Below are 21,167 nucleotides of genomic sequence, written 5' to 3'. Positions count from 1 at the left end.
CTGATAATCCATTAAGCGCGCACAGAGTCAAAAAAGCCGAGACAGTGGGTCTCGGCTTGGTTGGTAAAAGAGTCCGGAGTTCAGATTAAGCCAGCAGCTCTTTGGCTGTCTTGATCAGGTTTTCGGTGGTGAAACCGAACATCTTAAACAGCTCTGCTGCCGGGGCCGACTCACCGAAGGTGGTCATGCCGATAATCTTGCCGCCAAAGCCAACATACTTGTACCAGAAATCGGCGATGCCAGCTTCAATTGCGATACGGGCTGTAACCTCTGAAGGCAGTACCGCTTCACGGTAAGCTGCATCCTGCTTGTCGAATGCATCGGTCGATGGCATGGAAACCACCCGGACCTTTTTGCCTTCAGCCGTCAGCTGGTCTGCGGCCTGGACCGCCAGCTCAACCTCTGATCCTGTTGCGATAAGGATAAGCTCAGGTGTACCCGCACAGTCTTTGAGGATGTAACCACCTTTGGCGATATCAGCGACCTGCTCAGAGCTACGCTCCTGCTGTGCAAGGTTCTGGCGAGAGAAGATAAGCGAGGTCGGGCCATCTTTACGCTCGATCGCCAGTTTCCAGGCGACTGCTGACTCAACCTGGTCACAGGGACGCCAGGTGCTCATGTTGGGAGTCAGGCGCAATGAAGCGATCTGCTCAACCGGCTGGTGAGTCGGACCATCTTCACCCAGGCCGATAGAGTCGTGGGTGTAGACCTGGATGTTCTGGACCTTCATCAGTGCAGCCATCCGCATCGCGTTGCGTGCGTACTCCATGAACATCAGGAAGGTTCCGCCGTAAGGCACGAAGCCGCCGTGCAGGGCGATCCCGTTCATGATGGCGGTCATCCCGAACTCACGGACACCGTAGTGGATGTAGTTACCGGACGGATCTTCGGCAGAAACCGACTTGGAGCCAGACCACATCGTCAGATTCGATGGTGCTAGGTCCGCGGAGCCCCCCAGGAACTCGGGAAGCATCTGACCAAAAGCTTCCAGGGCATTTTGCGATGCCTTGCGCGATGCGATGTTTGCCGGGTTTGCCTGAAGATCGGCAATGATCTGGTTCGCTTTTTCTTGCCACTGAGCCGGGAGCTCGCCTTCGACGCGGCGTTTGAACTCTGCTGCAAGCTCAGGGTAGGCTGCCTCATAAGCGCTAAGCTTGTCGTTCCAGGCGGCTTCCTTGGCGGCGCCCGCTTCTTTTGCATCCCACTGTGCGTAAACTTCGCTTGGGATCTCAAAAGGACCATGCTCCCATCCGAGCTCTTTACGGGTGGCAGCAATCTCTTCGGCACCCAGTGGTGCGCCGTGGCAGTCGTGTGAGCCGGACTTGTTGGGGGAGCCAAAGCCGATAATAGTCTTGGTGCAGATAAGCGTCGGGCGTGGATCGGCTTTCGCCGCAACAATTGCAGCATCGATCGCTTGTGCATCGTGACCATCCACCGCCGGGATCACATGCCAGCCGTAGGCTTCAAAACGCTTCGGGGTATCATCGGAGAACCAGCCTTCGACTTCACCATCGATAGAGATGCCGTTGTCATCCCAAAAAGCGATCAGTTTGCCAAGGCCCAGGGTACCCGCGAGAGAGCAGGCCTCGTGAGAGACACCCTCCATCAGACAGCCATCCCCCATGAATGCATAGGTGTAGTGATCAACGATCTCATGGCCTGCTTTGTTGAACTGGGCTGCCAGAGTCTTTTCCGCCAGCGCCATACCCACGGCGTTGGTGATCCCCTGGCCCAGAGGACCGGTGGTGGTTTCAATACCTGGTGCGTAACCGTACTCGGGGTGACCCGGCGTCTTAGAGTGGAGTTGACGGAAGCTCTTCAGATCATCAATGGATAGCTCGTAACCTGCCAGGTGCAGCAGGGAGTAGATCAGCATCGAGCCGTGGCCGTTGGAGAGGACGAAACGGTCGCGGTCGGCCCACTGCGGGTTTGTTGGGTTGTGGTTCAGGTGAGAGCGCCACAGAACTTCAGCAATGTCAGCCATACCCATAGGTGCGCCCGGATGGCCAGAGTTTGCCTGCTGTACGCCGTCCATGCTCAGGGCACGGATAGCATTTGCCAGATATTTACGATCCATAATAGATACCGATAGTGTTTGAGTTTACAAAGGAGAATGAAAAGGGGAACGCAGAAGTTCCCCTTGTCAGATTCGATGTGATTAAAGCTTCGCTTCAATCATAGCTTCGAGTTTGCCCTGGTCCACGGCGAAGTTACGGATCCCTTCGGCCAGCTTCTCAACTGCCATCGGATCCTGGTTGTGCTCCCACAGGAACTCAGCGTGTGTCATCTGCGCAGGACGCTGCTTCGCGCCTTTAGAGTCAATGAGCTTCTCAACCACTTCACCCTCGGCGGCTTCCAGCTCTGCCAGCAGGGCAGGGGCGATGGTCAGGCGGTCACAACCGGCAAGCTCGAGGATCTCGCCGATGTTACGGAAGCTTGCACCCATCACGACTGTGTTGTAGCCGTACTCTTTGTAGTAGTTGTAGATCTTGGTGACAGACAGAACGCCCGCATCTTCTGCGGCTTCAAAATCACGTCCCTCTTTCGCCTTGTACCAGTCCATGATGCGGCCCACGAAAGGAGAGATCAGGAAGACTCCAGCTTCAGCACAGGCACGCGCCTGAGCAAATGAGAATAGAAGTGTCAGGTTACAGTTGATCCCCTCTTTCTCCAGCACCTGTGCTGCGCGGATCCCTTCCCAGGTAGAAGCTAGCTTGATCAGGATACGGTCGTTAGAGATACCGGCATCGTTGTACATCTTAACCAGCTGACGCGCCTTAGCGATGCTGCCTTCCATATCGTAAGAGAGGCGGGCATCAACCTCAGTTGAGATACGTCCCGGAATCGTTTTTAGGATCTCTTTACCTATGCTAACCGCAAGCATGTCACAGGTGTCTTGGATCTGCTGTGCCTTGTCCTGGCTTTGCGCCTTTGCATATTGAATAGAAGCTTCAATCAGCGGTGCATACTCTTCGATTTGAGCGGCTTTTAGAATCAGAGAGGGGTTCGTCGTAGCATCTTCAGGCTGGTATTTTTTGATGGCCTCAATTTCACCAGTGTCTGCGACCACAGTCGTGAGTTTACGAAGTTGCTCTAATTTGTTGCTCATTTCGATCATCCTATTTAACGGGCTAACTGTTGACTTGAGTTGTGCATTTGCAGGCAGGGTGGCGAATCGTTCTGGACTCTATCCCTACCTGATAAATCAACGGAGCGGAATTTTTTTAGTATATGAGCAGTTGCTGTGATCATCCGCTCAGCTCTTGATTTAATGTTGAGTTCATATTTATCGGATCTGGGAATAAAGTCAATCATGCATAGGGGCTTATAGTGATATATATCACCAAATTAACCGTTATCTTGGCTGAAAAGAGCAATATTGGCCCGGGGAAGCCTGGTAAATGGTCGGTTTTCGGCTTCTTGAGTCGCAGGAATAGGGTGAGCAAATGTATTCGCTGTGGTCAAATGTTTAGGTGGGGGAGGGTGCGACATATGTTATGCTCTTGAACATATGTGCGCACTATTGAGAGTTTGCGAGTATGAACAAATTTACCCAAGATACCTCCGATGATAATACAGATCTGTTGACCGAAGTCTCGGTCGCCTATTATCAGAATGGTGCCACCCAGGAGGAGATTTCCAGAAAGTTCTCCATCTCCCGTGCCAAAGTGGGCCGGATGCTAAAGCAGGCCAGAGATGAGGGAATCGTTGAGATCACGGTCAAGTATCACCCCGCTTTTAGTGCCAAAATCGAGCAGAGACTGATTGAGCGTTTTGGGATCAAGCGTGCATTAATCGCCCTGGATCAACCCAGTGAAGAGCAGCAGCGGCTTCAGGTCGCGGGACTGGTATCCAAATACATGGCGAGCTCATTACAAAACGGTATGGTGGTGACGGTCGGCCAGGGACGTAATGTTTCTGCTGTGGCTCATCATATCGGGGTGATCCCGCATCGGGAGGTAAAATTTGTCTGTGGTATTGGTGGGATCCATCCCAGGGGCAGTATGTTCAATGCGGACCACATCTGCCGTCAGTTTGCCAAAAGCTACGGGGGAACTTCAGAAACCCTGTACGCCCCGGCTTATGCTGAGAACCGCGAGCAAAAACTAACCTTCATGCAAAATGCGACCGTCAAACAAACCTTAGATCTGGCACGCAAGGCTGATGTCGCTGTGGTTGGTATTGGTAACATGAGTGAAAACAGTTACATGGTCGATCTGGGTTGGTTTACTGCAGATGAGGTGGTGCAGTCGCGAATGCAGCAAGGGGTTGTCGGGGATTTTGCCGGATATGAATTTTTTGATATCCAGGGTCAGTCGGCGAAAACCGTGATGAGCGATCGCATCATTGGGCTGGGGTTAGAGGAGTACCGGCCGATTGCAGAGGTCATCGCGATCGCCGCAGAAAACAGCAAGCCACTAGCCTTACTGGGAGCACTGCGTACCGGGGCTATTGATGTTATTGCAACCAGTGTTAGCAACGCCCTCACGGTACTGAACCTGGATGAGCAGATGGCTCAGCCAGAAAAATAACCAGTCTGTTGATACATGGGGCTGAATGCTTGCCCATATAGGCCCCTATATAAGGCAATTTGGCACTCCTGAAGTTTATCCGAGTTGCTGGGGTTCTCGGTTGTTCTACCTATCCATCACGAATAGAAAATTTTCCTCCCATCATCGGTCAGGCCCGAAGTGACAGAGACGTCGCCTCGCTTTGAAACCACCACGGCTTCTATACCGGCTTGTTGATTCAGATAGCGAATAGTGTCAGTGGTTGAGGGTAAAAATCCGGCGGTACTCCAGATCTCACCATCGACCGAATGTTTGGAGATAATGGTAATGCTGGCGATATCTGTTGCGATTGGCATACCCGTTTGCGCATCAAGCAGGTGATGGTAGCGCTGCCCATTGGCATCAAAGAAACGCTCGTTGATCCCGGAGGTGACCATAGATCTCCCTCTAAGGGGGACAACCCGAACGACAGAGCCCCGCTCTGCCAAGGGGTTTTGAATTCCCACATTCCATGCCTGGTTTGGATTATCAGGGGAGTGGCCAAGGGTTAATACATTTCCCCCCAAGCTGATAAAGCCATGTTCAACACCAGCATCGACCAGCTTCTTTTTTACCTCATCGGCAAAATAGCCCTTGGCGATCGCCCCTAAATCGATCTCCATCTTTGGCTGACTCAGGTAAACAGAGTGTTGCTGCTCATCCAGGATTATCTTTTTGGGATCTACTAAGGGGAGCTTTGCTGAGATCTCATCTTGCGCCGGGACCCTGGCATCTTTAAAACCGATCCGCCAGGCCTTGACCAGCGGACCGATGGCGATGTTAAAGGGATTTTTTGAGTCTTGGCTAATCGATTTGGCTTTCCTGATAAGCTCAAATAGATCGGGTTGAACCACCACAGGTGCAATTGCGGCACTTTGGTTGACCTGCATCAGCTCAGAGCTGTCCTGGTTTACCGTAAATCGCCGGGCATATTGGTCGAGCTGGAGATAAACATCCCTGATGAGCTGCTCCCCCTCTGGATGGTGAACTACCAAGTCGATGACTGTTCCCATCATCCGGAATCTGCTGTGATATTTGGTCATCTTTATCAATCTGCTCCGTTGATGGAATGCTAAAGAAAAGGGAAGCCATGCTTCCCCGGTTTATTGAGTTAAGCAAGCTCGGCTGCACTTTCACCTGCGATGCGCCCGTAAGTGAAGATATCAATCAGCGCATTCCCGCCCAAACGGTTACCCGCGTGGATGCCTCCTGCGATTTCACCTGCCGCATACAGGCCAGGAATAATCTCACCCTCTTTGTTGATCACCCGCGCTCTGGTATCAATCTTCAGCCCTCCCATGGTGTGGTGAACCGATGGTTGACGCGGTGTGGCGTAGAAGGGGGCCTGCTCCACCTTCAAACCGAATGCGCTCTTATGAAACTCGGGATCATGGCCCAGTTCAACATAGCTATTGTATTGCTTAATGGTCTCGGTCAATTCAGCTTCAGGTACCCCAATCTTCTCAGCCAGCTCTTCGAGGGTGTCTGCCTGAATGATGATCCCCTCTTTTATTTCGCGCTCTATGGTTGCGTCAGAGGTATTGGCCGCCGTTTGGCGAATCTTCTCATCGGCGATCATATAGATGAGGCTACCGTTATCAAAGAATGCCTCAGAGAGCCGATCCCGGCTTTCACACTCATCAACAAAGCGTTTGCCTTGTTGGTTCACAAAGACAAAGTTTTCGGGCGGTACGATAAGCCCCGTCAGCAGGGCACCGGATTTCGGATCCCCTATCGGCATCAGCTGCACAAAGCCCATACCAACCAGCTCGGCTCCCGCTTTTTCTCCAATCTCGATACCATCACCGATGAGAGCAGGGGAGTTGGTGGTTTTGATATCGTCCGCGATCTCTTTCCAGTAGTTGTTATATTTTTTGATCATCTGGGTGTTGGCACCAAAGCCACCCGAGGCAAGCACCACTCCCTGGTTGGCATGGAGCACCAGCTTGGTGCCGTCGGCCTGGGTCGCCCTGATACCCACCACTTTTCCATCTTCAACAATCAGATCGGTCGCCCGGGTATCTGTCATGATCCGGCCACCTTGTTGCTGAATGCGCTGCTGGAGCTTATCGACAAACTCAACACCCTTGGGGCGCTTTGGTTTGTGGGCGCGACGCCACAAAGCACCGACCGGAATTTCAACCACACTGCGGTCAAAATCGATGCCTTTATCACTCAACCAGTTGATCGACTCCATAGAGCGCGATGTCAGGGTCTCCACCAGATCGTATTGACCATAGATTAATTCACCGTTGAGATCGGTCCGTTTGCCGCCAAGGTAAGTCTGGATCCTGTGTAGCTCGACGGAGTCGAACAGATAGTGTTTACCTATCTCTACATCGGCAAAATAGGTGGCAATTTGATCCTTGAGCACTCTGAAATCATTGAGGTACTCACCAACGAACTCGGACTCTGGTGTTTGGGAAATTGCCAGCAGGCTCTCTTTTTCGCCCGCTAGTGCCGGGAAGTCATTTTGCCATTGTGGTTCTGCGGCGTTGACCCAGCCACCGGTACGAACCGTGTTCCCCCCAATTGCGGGGAATTTTTCGAGCAAAATAACCGACCTGCCTTTATCCAGGGCAGTCAGGGCTGCGCTCAGGCCAGCACCACCGCCGCCGACAACCACGATATCAACGGTCTCTTCAATGGTTTTGGATGACCACTCAACGGCTTCTCGAGCTTTGCAGCGCAGCGCTTCAGAGTTACCGCCAGCCAGATCAACTGCATTGGAAACACCATCAATCACCGCCTGGCTACTCACGGTCGCACCCGAGATCACATCAATATTCAGGGTTTGACCATCTAGGATCTGCTGTGGGATACGCTCGAATGCCGGATTAGCGATGCCGTCTGATTCATTGGATGAATCCACCAGGATATCCAGGATCTTATTTTCTGAGAAGGTCACGGTCACAGGCAGGTCGCCATTATGGCCGCGGCCGTAAGCCGTGTATGCACCCGAATTGAAGCTGATCTTAATCTTTTGGAGCTCTTTGATTCGCTGATGTTTCAGAGCTTCGGCGGCGCTATCCACAATCATGTAGTCCATGATCTCCCAAAGCGGGGTGGGGATCTGCAATTCCTTCTGTTGGGCAATGTCGGCAAATTCAGCGCAGGACTCATCACTTAGTGCCTTGGTTGCCCAGGTGGGTTCAACCAGATAGCCTTTACCCACACTCACCAGGTCGTAGCCCTGGGTGAGGGCTTTTTCTGCGTCGCGACGCTGGGCGATCCCGCCCACCCCAATCACCGGCACTCTGGCCAGGTTTTCGGTTTGAAGCTGGCGATACCTGGTGATGAGCGGCTCTTTATCTTCGGGGTTTACAATGGAGTTACGCTGCCAGTGGCCCATAGAGAAATGCAAATAATCCAGGCCCTCAGCCGCAAGCTTATCCAACAGGTAGATGCTATCGGTAAAGCGGATCCCCGGCTCCTCTATCTCTTCCGGCGAGAAGCGATAGCCGATGATGAAATCTTCTTTTGCAAAGGAGAGGGCAAGCTGTTTGGCCTTTTGCAAAACTGCCAGCGGGAAGCGGGTGCGTTTTTCAATATCGCCCCCCCATTGGTCCGTCCTGCGATTTGAGTGAGGCGAGAAGAATTGCTGGATAAGGTAGGTGTTTGCCCCGTGGATCTCGACGCCATCAAAGCCCGCTAAAATTGCTCGTCTGAATGCATGACGAAAGCTCTCAATCATTGCTTCAATCTGATCTTCTGTCATCTCAAGGGGAGTTTGAGCGTTATCACGAAGGGCTGCAACAGGGCTTGCAGAGATCGGCTGGTGGCCACCGTTGTACTCAGGATCGGCCATGCGACCTGCGTGATAGATTTGTAAAATTGCCTTTGAGCCTTTCGCCTTGATCGACTCAGCCAGTTTTTTCAAACCAGCAATCTTGCTGTCGGTATCTATGCCCAGTGCACCGGGGAATGCGCGGCCGTAGTTTTCAACAAAAGCACTCTCTACGATGACGGCACCCGCATCACCTGCGCGGGATGCGTAATAGGCGATCATCTCCTGGGTCACACCGCCATCAAAAAAAGCAGACTGAATCGTCATCGGTGCCATCAGGATGCGATTCTTCAGTTTGCCCCCTGATTGAAAGATCATCTCATCGACTAACTGAGCCATCATTTTTTCCTTTTTACAGATTAATTCTCATATCAAACCGGCCTGTGAGCTTGCTGATTCCTGTGACAGGTCTTTTGGATATGAAAACATGTGGAATTTGCTCCAGATGTTCTGTTTGAGCCTTTAACCATGCAAACTATATTGATTTATGGTTATGAGTAAAATGAATGGTTTGCATTGGTTTTATGATTTTGGTGCATGAAATTGGGGTTGTAGAGGGAAAAGCGGTTTTCGGCAGTCAGCCGAATAGCTTGATTGGGTTATAAATCACACTGGTTGCTGATGTGGCTATCGGCCAAGCCTCAAAATTGGATGGTTTTGTGAGAAGGTTGAGGCATTCTTTTTAATTAAGGAGTTTGAAGCTGACTGTTTGATGTCTGCTTTTCTCCCAAAGCGGACACCAGTAGCAGCCCTTCAGACATCGCTTTGTCGCCTTAGCGACCATCGAAATACGATTTACAATCATCTCAAATAATTCAAAACAGTCTGAATATGACGCTTTTCTTTTTGATCCACTATTCGAGTGCATGACCAGTTTTGATCTTGTTAATGCTTGGTTTCTTTTCTGGAAAAGTATGTCAGTGATCCTTTAAGTTTTAGTGATAACACTCAGATGTATAGAATTCATATGAATCCTTATTTTATTAGTGTTAATATTATTCCACTCACACTAATGTGGGAAAATTAAATTATTACGGATGTGTGTATGAAAAACTTAAAGTCTATTATATGTGTTGCTGCAATTTTATCTTCAACTGGAGTGGTATCTTGTTATGCGCAAAGCGCAGAAATTAACTCACTAAAAATAGTTAATGATACTAATAACGTGATGTATGATGTGCAGCTATTGAGTTGTGTGAATATGAAGCAGTGTGTCAGTAGTGATAATTATAAAAAAATAGGGGATATTGAATCCTCTTCATATAGGTTAGTTAAAGAGCCGATTGATTCTCACTATGGAATTTTAGTTTACAAACAAAATCCAGACTCAGGGCAGACGTATAAATCATCTTTTATATTAAACAACAATAAAAGCATAGTTAATGTATCTGAGCATTTAATAAATGGTCAGTATATTCCTTATGTCAAACAGGAGATAAACAGCCCTTTCTATGCTAGTAAATCGAGTTATGCAGCTGAAAAAAACAACCTCAAAGGGACCCAAACAATAACATTGTCCTCCGGGGAGGCGACAGAGCTTGGCGGGTTTACCTGTGCTCCATTTTCTACTGACTATCTCACTGTATACTCATCAGATGAGTTTCCTCTTGAGTTACAACTTGATGGGGGGATATACAGACTATATATAAACCAGATTCATTAAAAGGGACAATATCTTTTGCTGCTCATCATACTTCATGTGTTGTCAAAAACACCTCAGGGAAAAAGGCGACTATTTCTGTAAATTGCCACTGCTAGTAATATTAATTTGAGGATAGGTGGATTTAGAATTCTTCCCGAACAGAAGTTCTAGCTTAGAGATGCAGTACGCTGCCTATGATTAAGTTTTTACTTCAAAGTATGAGAGTTAAAAATCATCACTCTATCCTCTTTTCGTTACTAAAAATAATAGTGATATATAGTTCTAAGTGGCAATGTTTCAGGATTAATTCCAAAGATGTCATTGGTGTTAAGAGTTCTCAGTTAATAATTTTCAACTCTGTAATAATTCATAATGTGGAGTATTTAGTTGATTGATAATAGTCGGGATGAAGTAATACGTATTATTAGAAAACAAGCGAGGTGGATGACCGCCCAAGAGGTTGCTGATTCAAGTGGCCAAACCTACACCAATGTGTGCCGGATCCTGAAAGACCTTCGGGAGAAGGGAGAGTTGGAATTTCGGAAGAAGGGTGGGCTCTTTGTCTATTGCTTTGCAGGAGTCACGACAAACCAAAGGGCTGCAGTTGAGTTATGGAATATGGCTCTGTATTTCCCTCGCCCTCAGAGGCTAACTTGAATCACATAGTGTTAGGTGGAGCAGGTAAGAAAGCCAAAGAGTTGATTATTGACCGTGCAACCGTTAGGACAGACCATCTCCTTACCGCCCAAGACACAGGTGGCGCAAGTCAGGGCTTTGTTGATGTTTTGATTTCGGTTGCTGGCAGGTCATCGCCTTGGACTACACAGTAGCGGGCAAAGGAGCAGTCTTTTTGAGGAGTCGGTTGAGAGGTCTGTGGTTGTCAGATTCAAGAGTGGAGCGTCGGGACATCCGGGAATTATAGACCCAAAAGGCGCCTTCCGGCACCCATATGGTATCTAAAACCTATACGTGGTGGTTACCTTGCGGGCTCTTGTCTGAGAATTTTAGGTCAGGCTGTATACTCAGGGTCAACACACTCAAAAGCTTGACCCGCTGCACTCTTACTATCCAAAGACTCAATAATCAATCGTGATAACTCATCTCGATTGATATACCCGTGGACCTCTTTTCCTTGGCTCAAAATCCCAGTCCCGGTGACATTATCATCTCTTAATCCACCCGGGCGGATAATAATGTAATTAAGGGAGCTAGACTGTAGCCATGTTTCCCCTAATGTCTTCTCCCTAACGTACTCTCCAAATGCCTTTCTTGCTCGTTCAGATAAATATTCCCAGCCATCTCCGCACCCAAGAGAGGTAACCAAAACAAATCGCTTTATATTGCACTCTTCTAAAACATCTATTAAGTTTTTAATTCCTAAAAAAGGAGCGCTCATTGTTGAGATTACGTTTAAATCTCGTGTCGAACCAATGTTTTTTAAAGTAGATAGCATTGTGTCTTTATCAAGAGCATCACAAGGTATCCACTGACTAAAGTAAACACTATCTTCATGCTGAACTGATTTACGGCGACTTACACCAATAACTTTATTTCCCCGTTTTTTAAGTTGCTTGGCAAGGCTTAGCCCTAGTCCTTGGCTGGCACCAAATATTAAGTACATGTTTATATTTTCCTTGTTGATAGTTACCAAATCACTTTTAGTAATGATTCATAAGTTAAGGTTAGCTCAGCCTTATAATCCATACTTTTAGTGCGTGTTTGATTCACTATATGATACCAGCTTATCAATAGATAATGTTTTCAGGAAAAACAACATGAGTCACTTATTATCATGACCAACCTAAAATAGATTGACTAAATGATCTGATGTGTGCTTTGAAAGTCTAGTATATGTTCCTAATCGAAGGTTAAAAGGTGCACTACACACGTTCTTTCTAGAAAGCTCAGATCCTGTCTCTTCTACACATCTCAAGAGCAGGGGAACTTTCTGAGCATAGAGTGATCTGATCATCGTATAATCCCGTTTCAAGGTACTCATACGATGCAGATTTCTCCCCATGATCCCCAACGCTGGGCCCAGCACATCTTTGGTTCGGCACAGCTTGGAGACGTGCGGCGTACAGCCCGGTTAGTCACACTCGCCAGCCATTGTGGTAGACATGTGGGGAAATCTTTGGCCGCTTCCTGTGAGGGTGACGATGCCCTGCTTGAAGGCAGCTATCGCTTTATCCGTAATCCAAAGGTCGAACCAATGAAAATACGTCAGGCTGGTTTTGAAAGGACAGTTGAGATAGCCCAGGATATTCCCGAACTCCTGGCTCTGGAGGACACCTCTTCATTAAGTTACAAGCACCAAGCCGCTTCGAAGCTGGGGAAATTAGGAAAGAAGGAGGATAAATCAAGAGGATTCTGGGTGCATTCCCAGTTACTACTCAATGCCCGAACGCAGCAAACGATAGGGTTGGTTCATCAGGAGTGGTGGTTGCGGCCGGATAACCCTGAGGATGCAGACGAGAAAGAGAGTGGTAAGTGGCCCGATGCGTCAGCCCTTTGCCGACACAGGATGGGAGCGCTGATGTCCCGGGTGATCACCGTTTGTGATCGAGAAGCAGATATCTTTGACTATCTCAAGGATAAGAAGGAGCACCAAGAAAGATTTATCGTGCGGGCAAAGCATATGCGCAAAGTGGAAGAGTCCGGACTCCCTTTAGATGAACATCTGCGCTCCCAAGCTTCCCTGGGCGGATATGAGCTTCATATCCCTCAAAAAGGGATGGTAGATAAGCATGGGAAACGGAAGAATCGGCCGACTCGCAAGGCGAGGCTACAAGTCTTTAGCAGCTCATTGACCCTCACTCAGGGGGGCAGAACTCTCACCCTCAACGCAGTACTGGCTGAAGAGCTGGGTCAGCCTAATGGTGCAGAGCCGATCCGCTGGCTTCTGCTGACCAGCGAGCCAGTTTCAACTCTGGAAGAGGCCCTGAAAGTTATCCAGAGCTACACGGCCAGATGGCGAGTGGAGGATTTCCACAAAGCCTGGAAATCCGGTGCAGGTGTAGAAGAGCTAAGAATGGGGTCGGTAGACAATCTGGAGCGAATGGCGTCGATACTTGGCTTTTCAGCGGTTCGGCTGATGCAGTTGCGGGAGAGTTTTACCTTGCCACTCAGCCTGAAGAAGCTGGGCCTGATTAAAGAGGCGAAGGAGGTCAGTCAGATAAGTGCGTCACGAGTGCTTACCGGAGAAGAGATTAAGCTCTTGATCTTGCTGCGCAATAAGAAGCAAACGTTCGAACCGAGTTTGGAGTGGGCTTACCAGGAGATTGCAAAGCTGGGAGGGTTCAATGATACCAAACGAAGCGGGATCGCAGGCTGGGATACTCTCTGGGAAGGTTGGAATCGACTTCAGGATTATCTTCGAGGATTTATGGTTGCCAGAGAGGCTATGACTTCAGGCTTGGAGATCTGATCAAGAGACAGCTCTTATCCCTGAGGTAATTGGTGACGACTATGTCATCGAGTTAACGAACGGCGATCAATTGAATACTGCATAGTTTCTGTAGTATCGATAGGAACCCATCAAACCAAGGCGACCGGATGAGTTGATAAAAAGTTACGCGAATAGTTGCCAGTTTACATGGTTGATACAAATGGTATTCGCAGGTCGGTTACCGCTCAGATTTTCTTGAGTGATAAACAAACAATGCAACCACTTCCGGTTCGTATCTATCAAGCAATAATATGGAGTTATGTAACAATATGATCACTCATGCGTTTGCCCTGCCCAAATCAGGCATTATCTCCTGTCTTGTTGACCTCACTTAAGAGAGGTAGTCGACACTGAGACAATGAAAGGTTTTTGCGGTTACCGGTTAATAGCCATCTAAACAGGTATGAGATTTATGGGAACAGGGAATGATGGCTCTCTTATCAATAGAACCTTTTTTGATAAGCTTAGTATTGTGGAACAATGTAAGCCCCATGGAATTTTAAACAGCATTCATTTTCTCCAGCTCGATTGAATCAATCATACCGAGTATTAAACATATCTTCAGCTAATGAACCACTACGCGGTCTTAGACTACACTCAAATCCTAATGGTTTAAAAACACGGTTCAAGATACTAACTGTGGGCTTCCCTTTGTCGAGTTCAATATCGGAAAGTGTCTTTCGGCTAACGCCAGCAAATTTGCAGTATTCCTCTTGAGACATCTGAAGAATTTCTTTGCGTAATTTTTGTAACGCTTGGCCATTAGTTATTTCTCCAGTGAAGATACTTCTTGCAACGCGCTTAAGCAGGTGCTCTCTTTCTGATGGTGATAGCTCTTTCATATTAACCCCCACTCAGCAAGCCTTTTATCCAGGGTGTCAAATCGCATTATTGGCATATTTAGTATGCTTTCTGGGACACCACGGGCCCTCAAGTTTTCTTTTAATCCAGAGAGCATGTTGGCCATCTCTTTCAACTTGGAGATAATCAATTCGGGGTCGGCTACATCCTGCAACCCATTTGCGATCCCGATCCAATCAAAATTCCCACCTTCTTCAAATGGTGACCCCCAGGTTGTGATCCTGATCACTCCTTCTGGGTCTGCTCTCATAGGCGCAAAGTCGTAAATAGGTGATAATTCGATGACCCCTGGTTTTTTGATAAACGCAGTGTTGCGTCCATGGTTATCAGAGTTACCGAAAACCACGCTTAGGAAATCCCGGTATACCCACTCATTCACAAATTCCTGAGAGCTAAATGGTGTACCCTCCAACTGACCAAAGATCCCGCATAGATTCCGGATGGCATCAAAATGATTTATGGGAGCTCCCGGCTCTTTTTCAAGAATAGAGTAAACGGACTCTAACCCGTATCTAACAACCTCTCCGTCCTCAAAATCCACATCAAACCGAGGTAGCCATAGAGACGGGTATCTATCCCCCTCTTTGAGCATCATCTTTTCTGTGTCAATGGTACTCACTCCAAGATCTGCTAGCGCGTGATAGTAGTGGTACTCGGCTCGAAGTATATCCTGGTCAATAGCTGTGCGATTCCCTCGCGGAAATTTCACGAGATAGTGGGTATCAGTATTTGTTGGCTCATCTTGGAATGTATCGATCCAGACCTTACCAGCATCATTTCTTCGCAGCAAAAGTTTTGGGGCTTCCCCCCTGCTCCTGTGGCACCACCACTTATAGCCCCCATAGACTGAGCATATTCTAGGAAGTGGGAGTCTCGCTCAATCACATCTAGTTCTGGGAATCGCCTTGTTGTGAGCGTACTGCCCTCTGGGAGCATGGGTAGTGATTCTTTGATCCGGAGGTTACCAACAGGCGCGATGGTTCCTTTCTCTAGTAGTGCAAAATCCTGTTGATCTGAAGTGAGGCCAGATAAACCAAGGTGAGAAATCCAATATTTACGCGCTGCTCCTGATGGCATTATGTCATCAAGAAAGGCGAACCAATGGGACTTCGAGTAGGTGACCATTAACTCAACGGGGCGGTTTAAGCTAACAGCCTCATAGCCATACTCACCATAAAACTTAAGCGCATACGATTTTAGGTATGCCATTTTGATCTCACCGGCCCTTCCCGCTCCTGGGTCATCTATCTGTAGAGATGCAGTATCGAGCCACTCGCCTGCGATGTATGTCTGGATTGTAAGAGCCATCGGAACCTTAGTGTGTAAATATATACGCAGTATAGTCTCACAACTTAAAATCCGTGTAAATATTTACGCAGAGGACCTTGGTTCAAGCAGTTAACGTGTAATAATTTACACGTGCGTATTCGGTTATGGTGGTGTAACCAGAAACCTGGGACATGGCCGAGCCAAACCTGCAACCAGCTCCACAGCTAGATCCCTGCATATTTAGCTAGTGCTTTTTCTATAGTAGGCTTTTGTCACAAATCGGCGATCTGACCCGTGATGGGTGCTGGTGTCAATCATCATCCGCACCTGACACCGCAATGTTGCCGTAGCGAATCTTGGAATACAAACTCAAATAATCCAAAGTTGATTTCTTGGAATGTCCGAAGGTCTCCCAAAGCGGACAGTAAAATAACCCAAGGACATTGTGGTTAATTCCTGAGCAGGACAGCAAGATTTGCGATCTGAGCATCTCTGCAGCCATATTTTAATTTTGAAGTATGGGAGTGCAGATTATGGATAACGATGACTGCAGCAAAAATATCCCTGGAATAAAGGAAAAATCATCGGGCAAAAACGGCCCTTTTCCCGCAAAGATATCTGGGCTATTCGCCATTTTCTCGAAACTGAGGGAGAAACACGGGATCTGGCACTGTTTAACCTCGGGCTCGACAGCAAGCTCAGGGGCTGCGATCTGGTTGCACTGAAAGTCAGTGATATCGTCCATGCGGGCAAGATCCTCAATCGGGCGACCGTAGTGCAGAGCAAAACTCACCGAGCAGTTCGCTTTGAGTTGACCAAGCCAACTCGGGTCGCCATAGCCCTCTGGTTGAGTAGTATAGATCCACAGCTGAGCCCCTATATTTTTCCCAGTAAGTACTCCAGCTCAGGTCACCTGACTCCTAAGCAATATTCGCGGCGTCTCCAATACTGGGTAGCAAAGGTTGGTCTCGATCCCTGCGATTATGGCGGGCATTCACTGCGACGCACCAAGGCGACTCTGATCTATCGGGAAACCAAAAATCTCAGGGCGGTGCAATTGCTGCTGGGGCATCAGAAGCTCGACAGCACGGTTCGCTATCTGGGGATCGATTTGGATGACGCCCTCGATCTCTCGGAGAGCATAGATATTTAGATATCAGCCTAGGCTGGCTCGGATATCGGCAATGGTCATAAACAGTTTGTTGGGGGTATCCGCAAAGGATTGGAAGCCAAACTTTCTGTAAAAATCTGCAGCGCCCTCTTTCGCATCGACAACGACCACAGGAAAGCCAACTGATTCGCTTGCCTGAAGCAACTTATGCAGACTGTCGATGAGTAGCCACTCACCATAACCATTACCGGTGTAGCGACGATCGACGGCCAGCCGGGCGATGAGCCCTCCTGAGCGGGCACTCTGATGCTTTTTTTGTAATTTTTCCGGAAGAACGCCCAGGTCGACAGGGATCATGGTTAATGAATAGTAACCAATGATCCACTCCTCTCTTTGAGGATCTTCAATTACAAAGGTTCTGCTATTGTCTTTCACCGCTTGCTGGCTGGCCATCACCCGCAGGTAGCTATTTAATGCAGGGACGCCACAGTCAAAGCGCCGCCGATCATGTTTTGATTTGTCCAAAGGTACAGATATCACGAGTCTTTGCTCTCCTGATATCGTTGTGCTGCCTGTTGTAACCTGGAGTTAGGGCGGGCTGGCGTATCCAGAGCTTTAGCGAGCAGCAGCGCATCTTGCTCTGAAAGCTGCAACATCTGCTCTTGCTCAACAATTTTCTTTGCTTTCTCAACCGCTGCATTGAGTACAAAAGAGTTTACATTACTCATCCCGGCAAGAGCTGATGCTCTGATAAGCAGTTCCTGAGTCTGAACGTCTACTCGCGCCGTAATGCGAGGCCGAATATTTGCCATATAAACCTCCTATATGTGTCAATCTGGCACATAAAGTATAGTCGTATATTCATTACTGATCAATGCGTGTCAGTTTGGCACATATTTATACCCTGTTTTTCACTAATGCGTATTTAGGTAGCCATTTGGAGTTCGCGATTGGTTGAAAATTGATCTTTATCAATGGATTTTTAAAAAACACATACAAGAGTAATCATTATGATTGCATGTGCGAATCAGTATGGTTATATTGTGCGCATCGATGAGTCAATGACTGTATCGAACAGGGATCAACAGGGCAGGATGCAAGCCGTATATAGCCGGTAAGCTTCCTGCCTTTTTTGATGGCACAGATAACTTTGCGAGTGAGGTTATACAGATGAATCGTTTCTCTCATTTTTCACAGCACGCACAACTAAGGCTTGATCAGCGTTCAACGCTGACGTGCCATGAGTGTGCCAAGCTCCTGGATTGCCAAGTCTTTGTGAAAGTGGGTGAGGAGCCGGGATTTAACCGGGAGCATCGTCTGTTCTATAGCGTGCAAGATGGCAGCTACTATGTCGCGATTCAGGATATCCATACCGGAAGTATAGTGACCATCTTGCCTCCGGAGTATTACCGCAATCTGTGCTGGTCGATTAAGGATCATCAGTTTATTGCTGCCAAAGAGGCGGCTCTGAATCCTCCTCAGCGCTATGAAAGTTATGAAGAGGTCGAGAAAACCCGCTCAGCGGTTTTCATCGTGACAGCATTTTTTCTGGACTCGGAACGACGGCAAAAGGCGAAACAAGCCATCAAAGTGGATGCGACTCCCTACAACCGGGATTTTGAAGCACTGATTAGCTGTCCGCAGTTTCGAAGAAGTCTTCGCAATTCCTTTGCGGGCAGGGGGATCGAAGCCAGTACTGTTTGGTCGATCTCTGTTCGCCTCGGCAAGCGTGGGGAAGCTGTTTATTTTGACTGGAGAGATAACACTCCCGTTAAAGAAAACTATGAGCACTAGCCCTGGCTGGTAAGGAATTTAGCTCTTATGTGGCGCTGCCGATGGCAGCGGGTATATCACCACGGTTTGCTGTGGTGCCAGCGACTCTGCCAGCAGAGTCTGTAACCGACAAACAAATTAGGTATAGAAATGAGTAATCAAACAAGCACGCGTAGCGGCATGAAGATTCTGCCCTTTATTCTGCTGTATATCATTCCCATGCTGTTCACCTACGTGGTGCGCTGGGTTGCCTTCGGTCTCTCGGCCGATACCGGATTTCAGGATGGGCCCAACGTGGGCGGGATCACCATCTGGCTGATAGTCCTGTACGCCATCATGATCTTTGCTACCCATAGCCGGGGTAAAGCTAATGATCGAAGCTGGCTCATCGTTCTACCGATCATCGGTGCTCTGTTCGATATTTTGCTGGGATTTATCCCGCTGGTGCCAACCGTGATGAATATTCTGGTGCTGATCTTTGGTTGTATGGATGCAAAGCAGCCTACTGAGATCATCATTCGGGAAACCCGGGTTGTTGATACTGATTCAGCAAGCCCTTCACAGGATTAATCACCAGTCATTACCCAAATTTTCAGGATACGTTGTATGAAAAAAGTTCGTTTATCTATCACCCTATTGCTGGCCACGCTTGCAGCTTTATCTTTGAGTGCCTGTAACGACCAGCAGGATATTGCTCATATGCAGCCAGATACAGCTCGCTCTGCGGCACAAATCTGGAGTGACTACCATAACAATGAGGTGGCCGCAGATCAGCAATACAAAGGCAGAGTTGTTGAGATCACCGGTCGGGTTGGTGAGATCAGCAAAGATTTTACCGGAAATGCCAATATTAGCTTCCAGACTCAAAATATGTTTGAGTCAGTCCATTGCACCCTGGATGTCAGCCAACGCTCTGCGGCAGCGGGGATTCGCAAGCACAGCACCCAGACTCTCAAGTGCCTTGGAAAGGGAATGGTGATCGGCAGCCCGATGTTTGATCACTGCATCATCATCTGACAATGAAAAATCGGGCAACTGCCCGATTTGCTCTTCAGTCACACAAGCTAGAATGCAGCAGCACTATTTTCAAATGAAGCAGCGGATCTCACTATGGGTTGGTCATACCGAAAAAGCAAACGTATCGGGCCTTTTCGCCTCAATCTGAGTCGCTCGGGACTGGGGCTGAGTCTTGGTGTCAAAGGTGCTCGAGTTGGTATTAGCTCCCGGGGCCGGCGTTACGGGAGTCTGTCTCTGTTCGGCTTTAGTTATCGAACCTATGGAAGTTCAGGCCCAAATCGACAGACTCCCTCCTGGCCACTGCGTCATTATGCTCTGGTGTTTGGAATCATAGCTTTGCTGCTGGGAGCAGCCCTTCCCGGCATATTGTTACTGCTGCTGGCTGTGATTGGTTACGGGCGGATTTACTGCACGAAACGGCGCTGTAGTTGTGGCAGGCTGGGTCTTGGCAAGGTTCAGAAAGAGAGAGTCGGTAGCAGTTGGCTCCATAATCGTAAAGATGGTGAACCGGATCATCGCTATCGGCACAACCCGAGAGTTAATCTCATCCGCTGTCAGCAACATTGTTGCTACTGCGGTCAGACTCAACAGTGGACGGAGCAGGTGCCGGGATAGTCTTGCGGATGAGTTGGTTACTCCTGAGATCAGGCCATTAGAATGGGGTAACCGGATGAGATCAATAAAGAGTGAGATAGGCAATCAAAATGATTGCACCAAGGTGTAGCCTCAACTATCCTTGAACGATCTTATCTTGCCTCCCTGTTATGTGATGACCAACAGCAAACATCCTGATGATGTAATCATGGATAGTCAAAAGCAGCTTGCTAAGTTGACCCATGCTCAGCGTGAGCGGCTGGCCTTTATCGATTTCTCTTTAGAGTTTATCGGTGAGATCTCAAGAGCGGAGCTAACCAGTCACTTTCAGACTGGTTTAGCTGCTGCGACCCGGGATCTGACAGCTTATAAAGAGCTGGCTCCCGAGAATATGCATCTAGTGCATCAGACCAAGAGCTATCATCGAGCTGAAGACTTCAAACCCCTGTTTGAGCACGATCCCGAGATGGTGCTTAATACACTGATGCACGGTTTTGGTGATGGTCTGGCCAGCGGTAATCAGCACAGCGTCATCTGTTTTGATGCGGTGCGGCTGATTCAACCACGCTCTGCGATCATCGGCACCCTGATGCGGGCGATCCATAGCAAACGAGCGGTGCAGTGTCGTTATGTGTCCCTCTCCTCGGGGGAGACTGAGCGCACCCTGGTACCTCACTCGTTGGTAAACAATGGACATCGCTGGCATGTGCGCGCCTTTGATCGCAGTCGTAATGCATTTCGTGATTTTGTCTGCACCCGCTTTCTGGCGGCGCAAGTCGCAGAAGTAACCTCGCAGCCTCATGAGCTACGAGATGCCGATAAACAGTGGAATCGAATCGTCGATCTGGAGTTGATACCTCACCCGGGGATCAATAACCCACAGGCCATTGAGCTCGATTATGGAATGCAAAATGGCAAACGAATTCTGGAGGTACGAGCGGCCCTGGCCGGGTACCTGCTGCGTCAGTGGAGTGTCGATTGCTCAGAGGGGCATCAACTATCTGGCAGTGAGCACCAACTGGCCCTTGCTAACCCCCAGGCCCTGTATGGGGTGAGCAATATAGCCATTGCACCGGGTTATCAGACAGAAAAAAAACCTCGGAAGGATAGTTAGC

At 48.6% G+C, this 21,167-nt stretch carries 19 protein-coding genes; 9 read left to right on the top strand and 10 right to left on the bottom strand.

Annotated elements, in window-relative coordinates:
- Positions 1–85 precede the first annotated feature (85 nt).
- On the bottom strand, positions 86–2,080 hold the full coding sequence (tkt, locus tag DB847_RS14555; RefSeq protein WP_199911867.1) for a transketolase: 1,995 nt from the start codon (positions 2,078–2,080) through the stop codon (positions 86–88).
- A gap of 78 nt (positions 2,081–2,158) precedes the next feature.
- On the bottom strand, positions 2,159–3,109 hold the full coding sequence (gene tal, locus DB847_RS14550; RefSeq protein WP_108651347.1) for a transaldolase: 951 nt from the start codon (positions 3,107–3,109) through the stop codon (positions 2,159–2,161).
- 430 nt (positions 3,110–3,539) lie between these two features.
- Here tal and DB847_RS14545 point away from each other — a divergent pair, with 430 nt between their 5' ends.
- Positions 3,540–4,532: a sugar-binding transcriptional regulator gene (locus tag DB847_RS14545; protein ID WP_108651346.1), complete on the top strand. Its 993-nt coding sequence runs from the start codon at positions 3,540–3,542 to the stop codon at positions 4,530–4,532.
- Between the two features lie 116 nt (positions 4,533–4,648).
- Here DB847_RS14545 and DB847_RS14540 read toward each other — a convergent pair whose 3' ends face one another.
- Positions 4,649–5,566: an FAD:protein FMN transferase gene (locus DB847_RS14540; RefSeq protein ID WP_199911578.1), complete on the bottom strand. Its 918-nt coding sequence runs from the start codon at positions 5,564–5,566 to the stop codon at positions 4,649–4,651.
- A gap of 95 nt (positions 5,567–5,661) precedes the next feature.
- On the bottom strand, positions 5,662–8,676 hold the full coding sequence (locus DB847_RS14535; RefSeq protein ID WP_108651345.1) for an NADH-dependent flavin oxidoreductase: 3,015 nt from the start codon (positions 8,674–8,676) through the stop codon (positions 5,662–5,664).
- A 706-nt stretch (positions 8,677–9,382) separates the two neighbouring features.
- Between DB847_RS14535 and DB847_RS14530 the strand changes: the two genes are divergently transcribed.
- Entirely contained in the window at positions 9,383–10,000 is a 618-nt protein-coding gene (locus tag DB847_RS14530; protein ID WP_108651344.1) for a hypothetical protein, read from the top strand.
- A gap of 988 nt (positions 10,001–10,988) precedes the next feature.
- Here the strand turns inward: DB847_RS14530 and DB847_RS14520 are convergent.
- Positions 10,989–11,600 carry an NAD(P)H-binding protein gene (locus DB847_RS14520; protein WP_108651342.1) on the bottom strand — a complete coding sequence of 204 codons (612 nt, stop codon included), beginning with the start codon at positions 11,598–11,600 and terminating at the stop codon, positions 10,989–10,991.
- 381 nt (positions 11,601–11,981) lie between these two features.
- On the opposite strand from DB847_RS14520, the gene DB847_RS14515 reads away from it, so the two are divergent.
- Positions 11,982–13,406: an IS4 family transposase gene (locus DB847_RS14515; protein WP_108650532.1), complete on the top strand. Its 1,425-nt coding sequence runs from the start codon at positions 11,982–11,984 to the stop codon at positions 13,404–13,406.
- Positions 13,407–13,960: 554 nt separating this feature from the next.
- Here the strand turns inward: DB847_RS14515 and DB847_RS14510 are convergent.
- From DB847_RS14510 to DB847_RS25680, 3 genes are read right to left on the bottom strand one after another with little or no spacing between them, the layout of a single operon-like run.
- The gene (locus tag DB847_RS14510; protein WP_108651341.1) at positions 13,961–14,269 is read right to left on the bottom strand and encodes a helix-turn-helix domain-containing protein; all 309 of its coding nucleotides are present in this window, start codon (positions 14,267–14,269) and stop codon (positions 13,961–13,963) included.
- Complete coding sequence (locus tag DB847_RS25685) at positions 14,266–15,078, bottom strand: type II toxin-antitoxin system HipA family toxin (protein WP_234418410.1); 813 nt, start codon at positions 15,076–15,078, stop codon at positions 14,266–14,268. Before DB847_RS25685 ends, DB847_RS14510 begins: the two co-directional genes overlap by 4 nt.
- Complete coding sequence (locus DB847_RS25680; protein ID WP_234418409.1) at positions 14,994–15,596, bottom strand: hypothetical protein; 603 nt, start codon at positions 15,594–15,596, stop codon at positions 14,994–14,996. Before DB847_RS25680 ends, DB847_RS25685 begins: the two co-directional genes overlap by 85 nt.
- Before the next feature lie 508 nt (positions 15,597–16,104).
- On the opposite strand from DB847_RS25680, the gene DB847_RS14500 reads away from it, so the two are divergent.
- The gene (locus DB847_RS14500; RefSeq protein WP_108651340.1) at positions 16,105–16,710 is read left to right on the top strand and encodes a tyrosine-type recombinase/integrase; all 606 of its coding nucleotides are present in this window, start codon (positions 16,105–16,107) and stop codon (positions 16,708–16,710) included.
- Between the two features lie 3 nt (positions 16,711–16,713).
- On the opposite strand, the gene DB847_RS14495 is transcribed toward DB847_RS14500, so the two are convergent.
- Entirely contained in the window at positions 16,714–17,193 is a 480-nt protein-coding gene (locus DB847_RS14495) for a GNAT family N-acetyltransferase (protein ID WP_456073082.1), read from the bottom strand.
- Positions 17,194–17,204: 11 nt separating this feature from the next.
- Entirely contained in the window at positions 17,205–17,480 is a 276-nt protein-coding gene (locus DB847_RS14490) for a type II toxin-antitoxin system TacA family antitoxin (RefSeq protein WP_108651339.1), read from the bottom strand.
- Between the two features lie 358 nt (positions 17,481–17,838).
- On the opposite strand from DB847_RS14490, the gene DB847_RS14485 reads away from it, so the two are divergent.
- From DB847_RS14485 to DB847_RS14465, 5 genes are all read left to right on the top strand, one after another.
- Positions 17,839–18,462 (top strand): hypothetical protein, encoded by a 624-nt coding sequence (locus DB847_RS14485; protein ID WP_108651338.1) that lies wholly within the window; start codon positions 17,839–17,841, stop codon positions 18,460–18,462.
- A 129-nt stretch (positions 18,463–18,591) separates the two neighbouring features.
- Positions 18,592–19,011, top strand: a complete 420-nt coding sequence (locus DB847_RS14480) for a hypothetical protein (RefSeq protein ID WP_159084640.1) — start codon at positions 18,592–18,594, stop codon at positions 19,009–19,011.
- Positions 19,012–19,047: 36 nt separating this feature from the next.
- Entirely contained in the window at positions 19,048–19,458 is a 411-nt protein-coding gene (locus DB847_RS14475; RefSeq protein ID WP_108651336.1) for an OB-fold protein, read from the top strand.
- A gap of 93 nt (positions 19,459–19,551) precedes the next feature.
- Complete coding sequence (locus tag DB847_RS14470) at positions 19,552–20,073, top strand: DUF4236 domain-containing protein (protein WP_108651335.1); 522 nt, start codon at positions 19,552–19,554, stop codon at positions 20,071–20,073.
- Between the two features lie 187 nt (positions 20,074–20,260).
- Complete coding sequence (locus DB847_RS14465; protein ID WP_108652984.1) at positions 20,261–21,166, top strand: WYL domain-containing protein; 906 nt, start codon at positions 20,261–20,263, stop codon at positions 21,164–21,166.
- The last annotated feature ends 1 nt before the right edge of the window (position 21,167 follow it).

It is taken from the genome of Dongshaea marina (genome assembly GCF_003072645.1).
In the GTDB taxonomy this organism is placed as follows: domain Bacteria; phylum Pseudomonadota; class Gammaproteobacteria; order Enterobacterales; family Aeromonadaceae; genus Dongshaea; species Dongshaea marina.
Note: the sequence above shows the minus strand (reverse complement) of the source record. Positions and strands in the feature narration are given on the sequence as shown.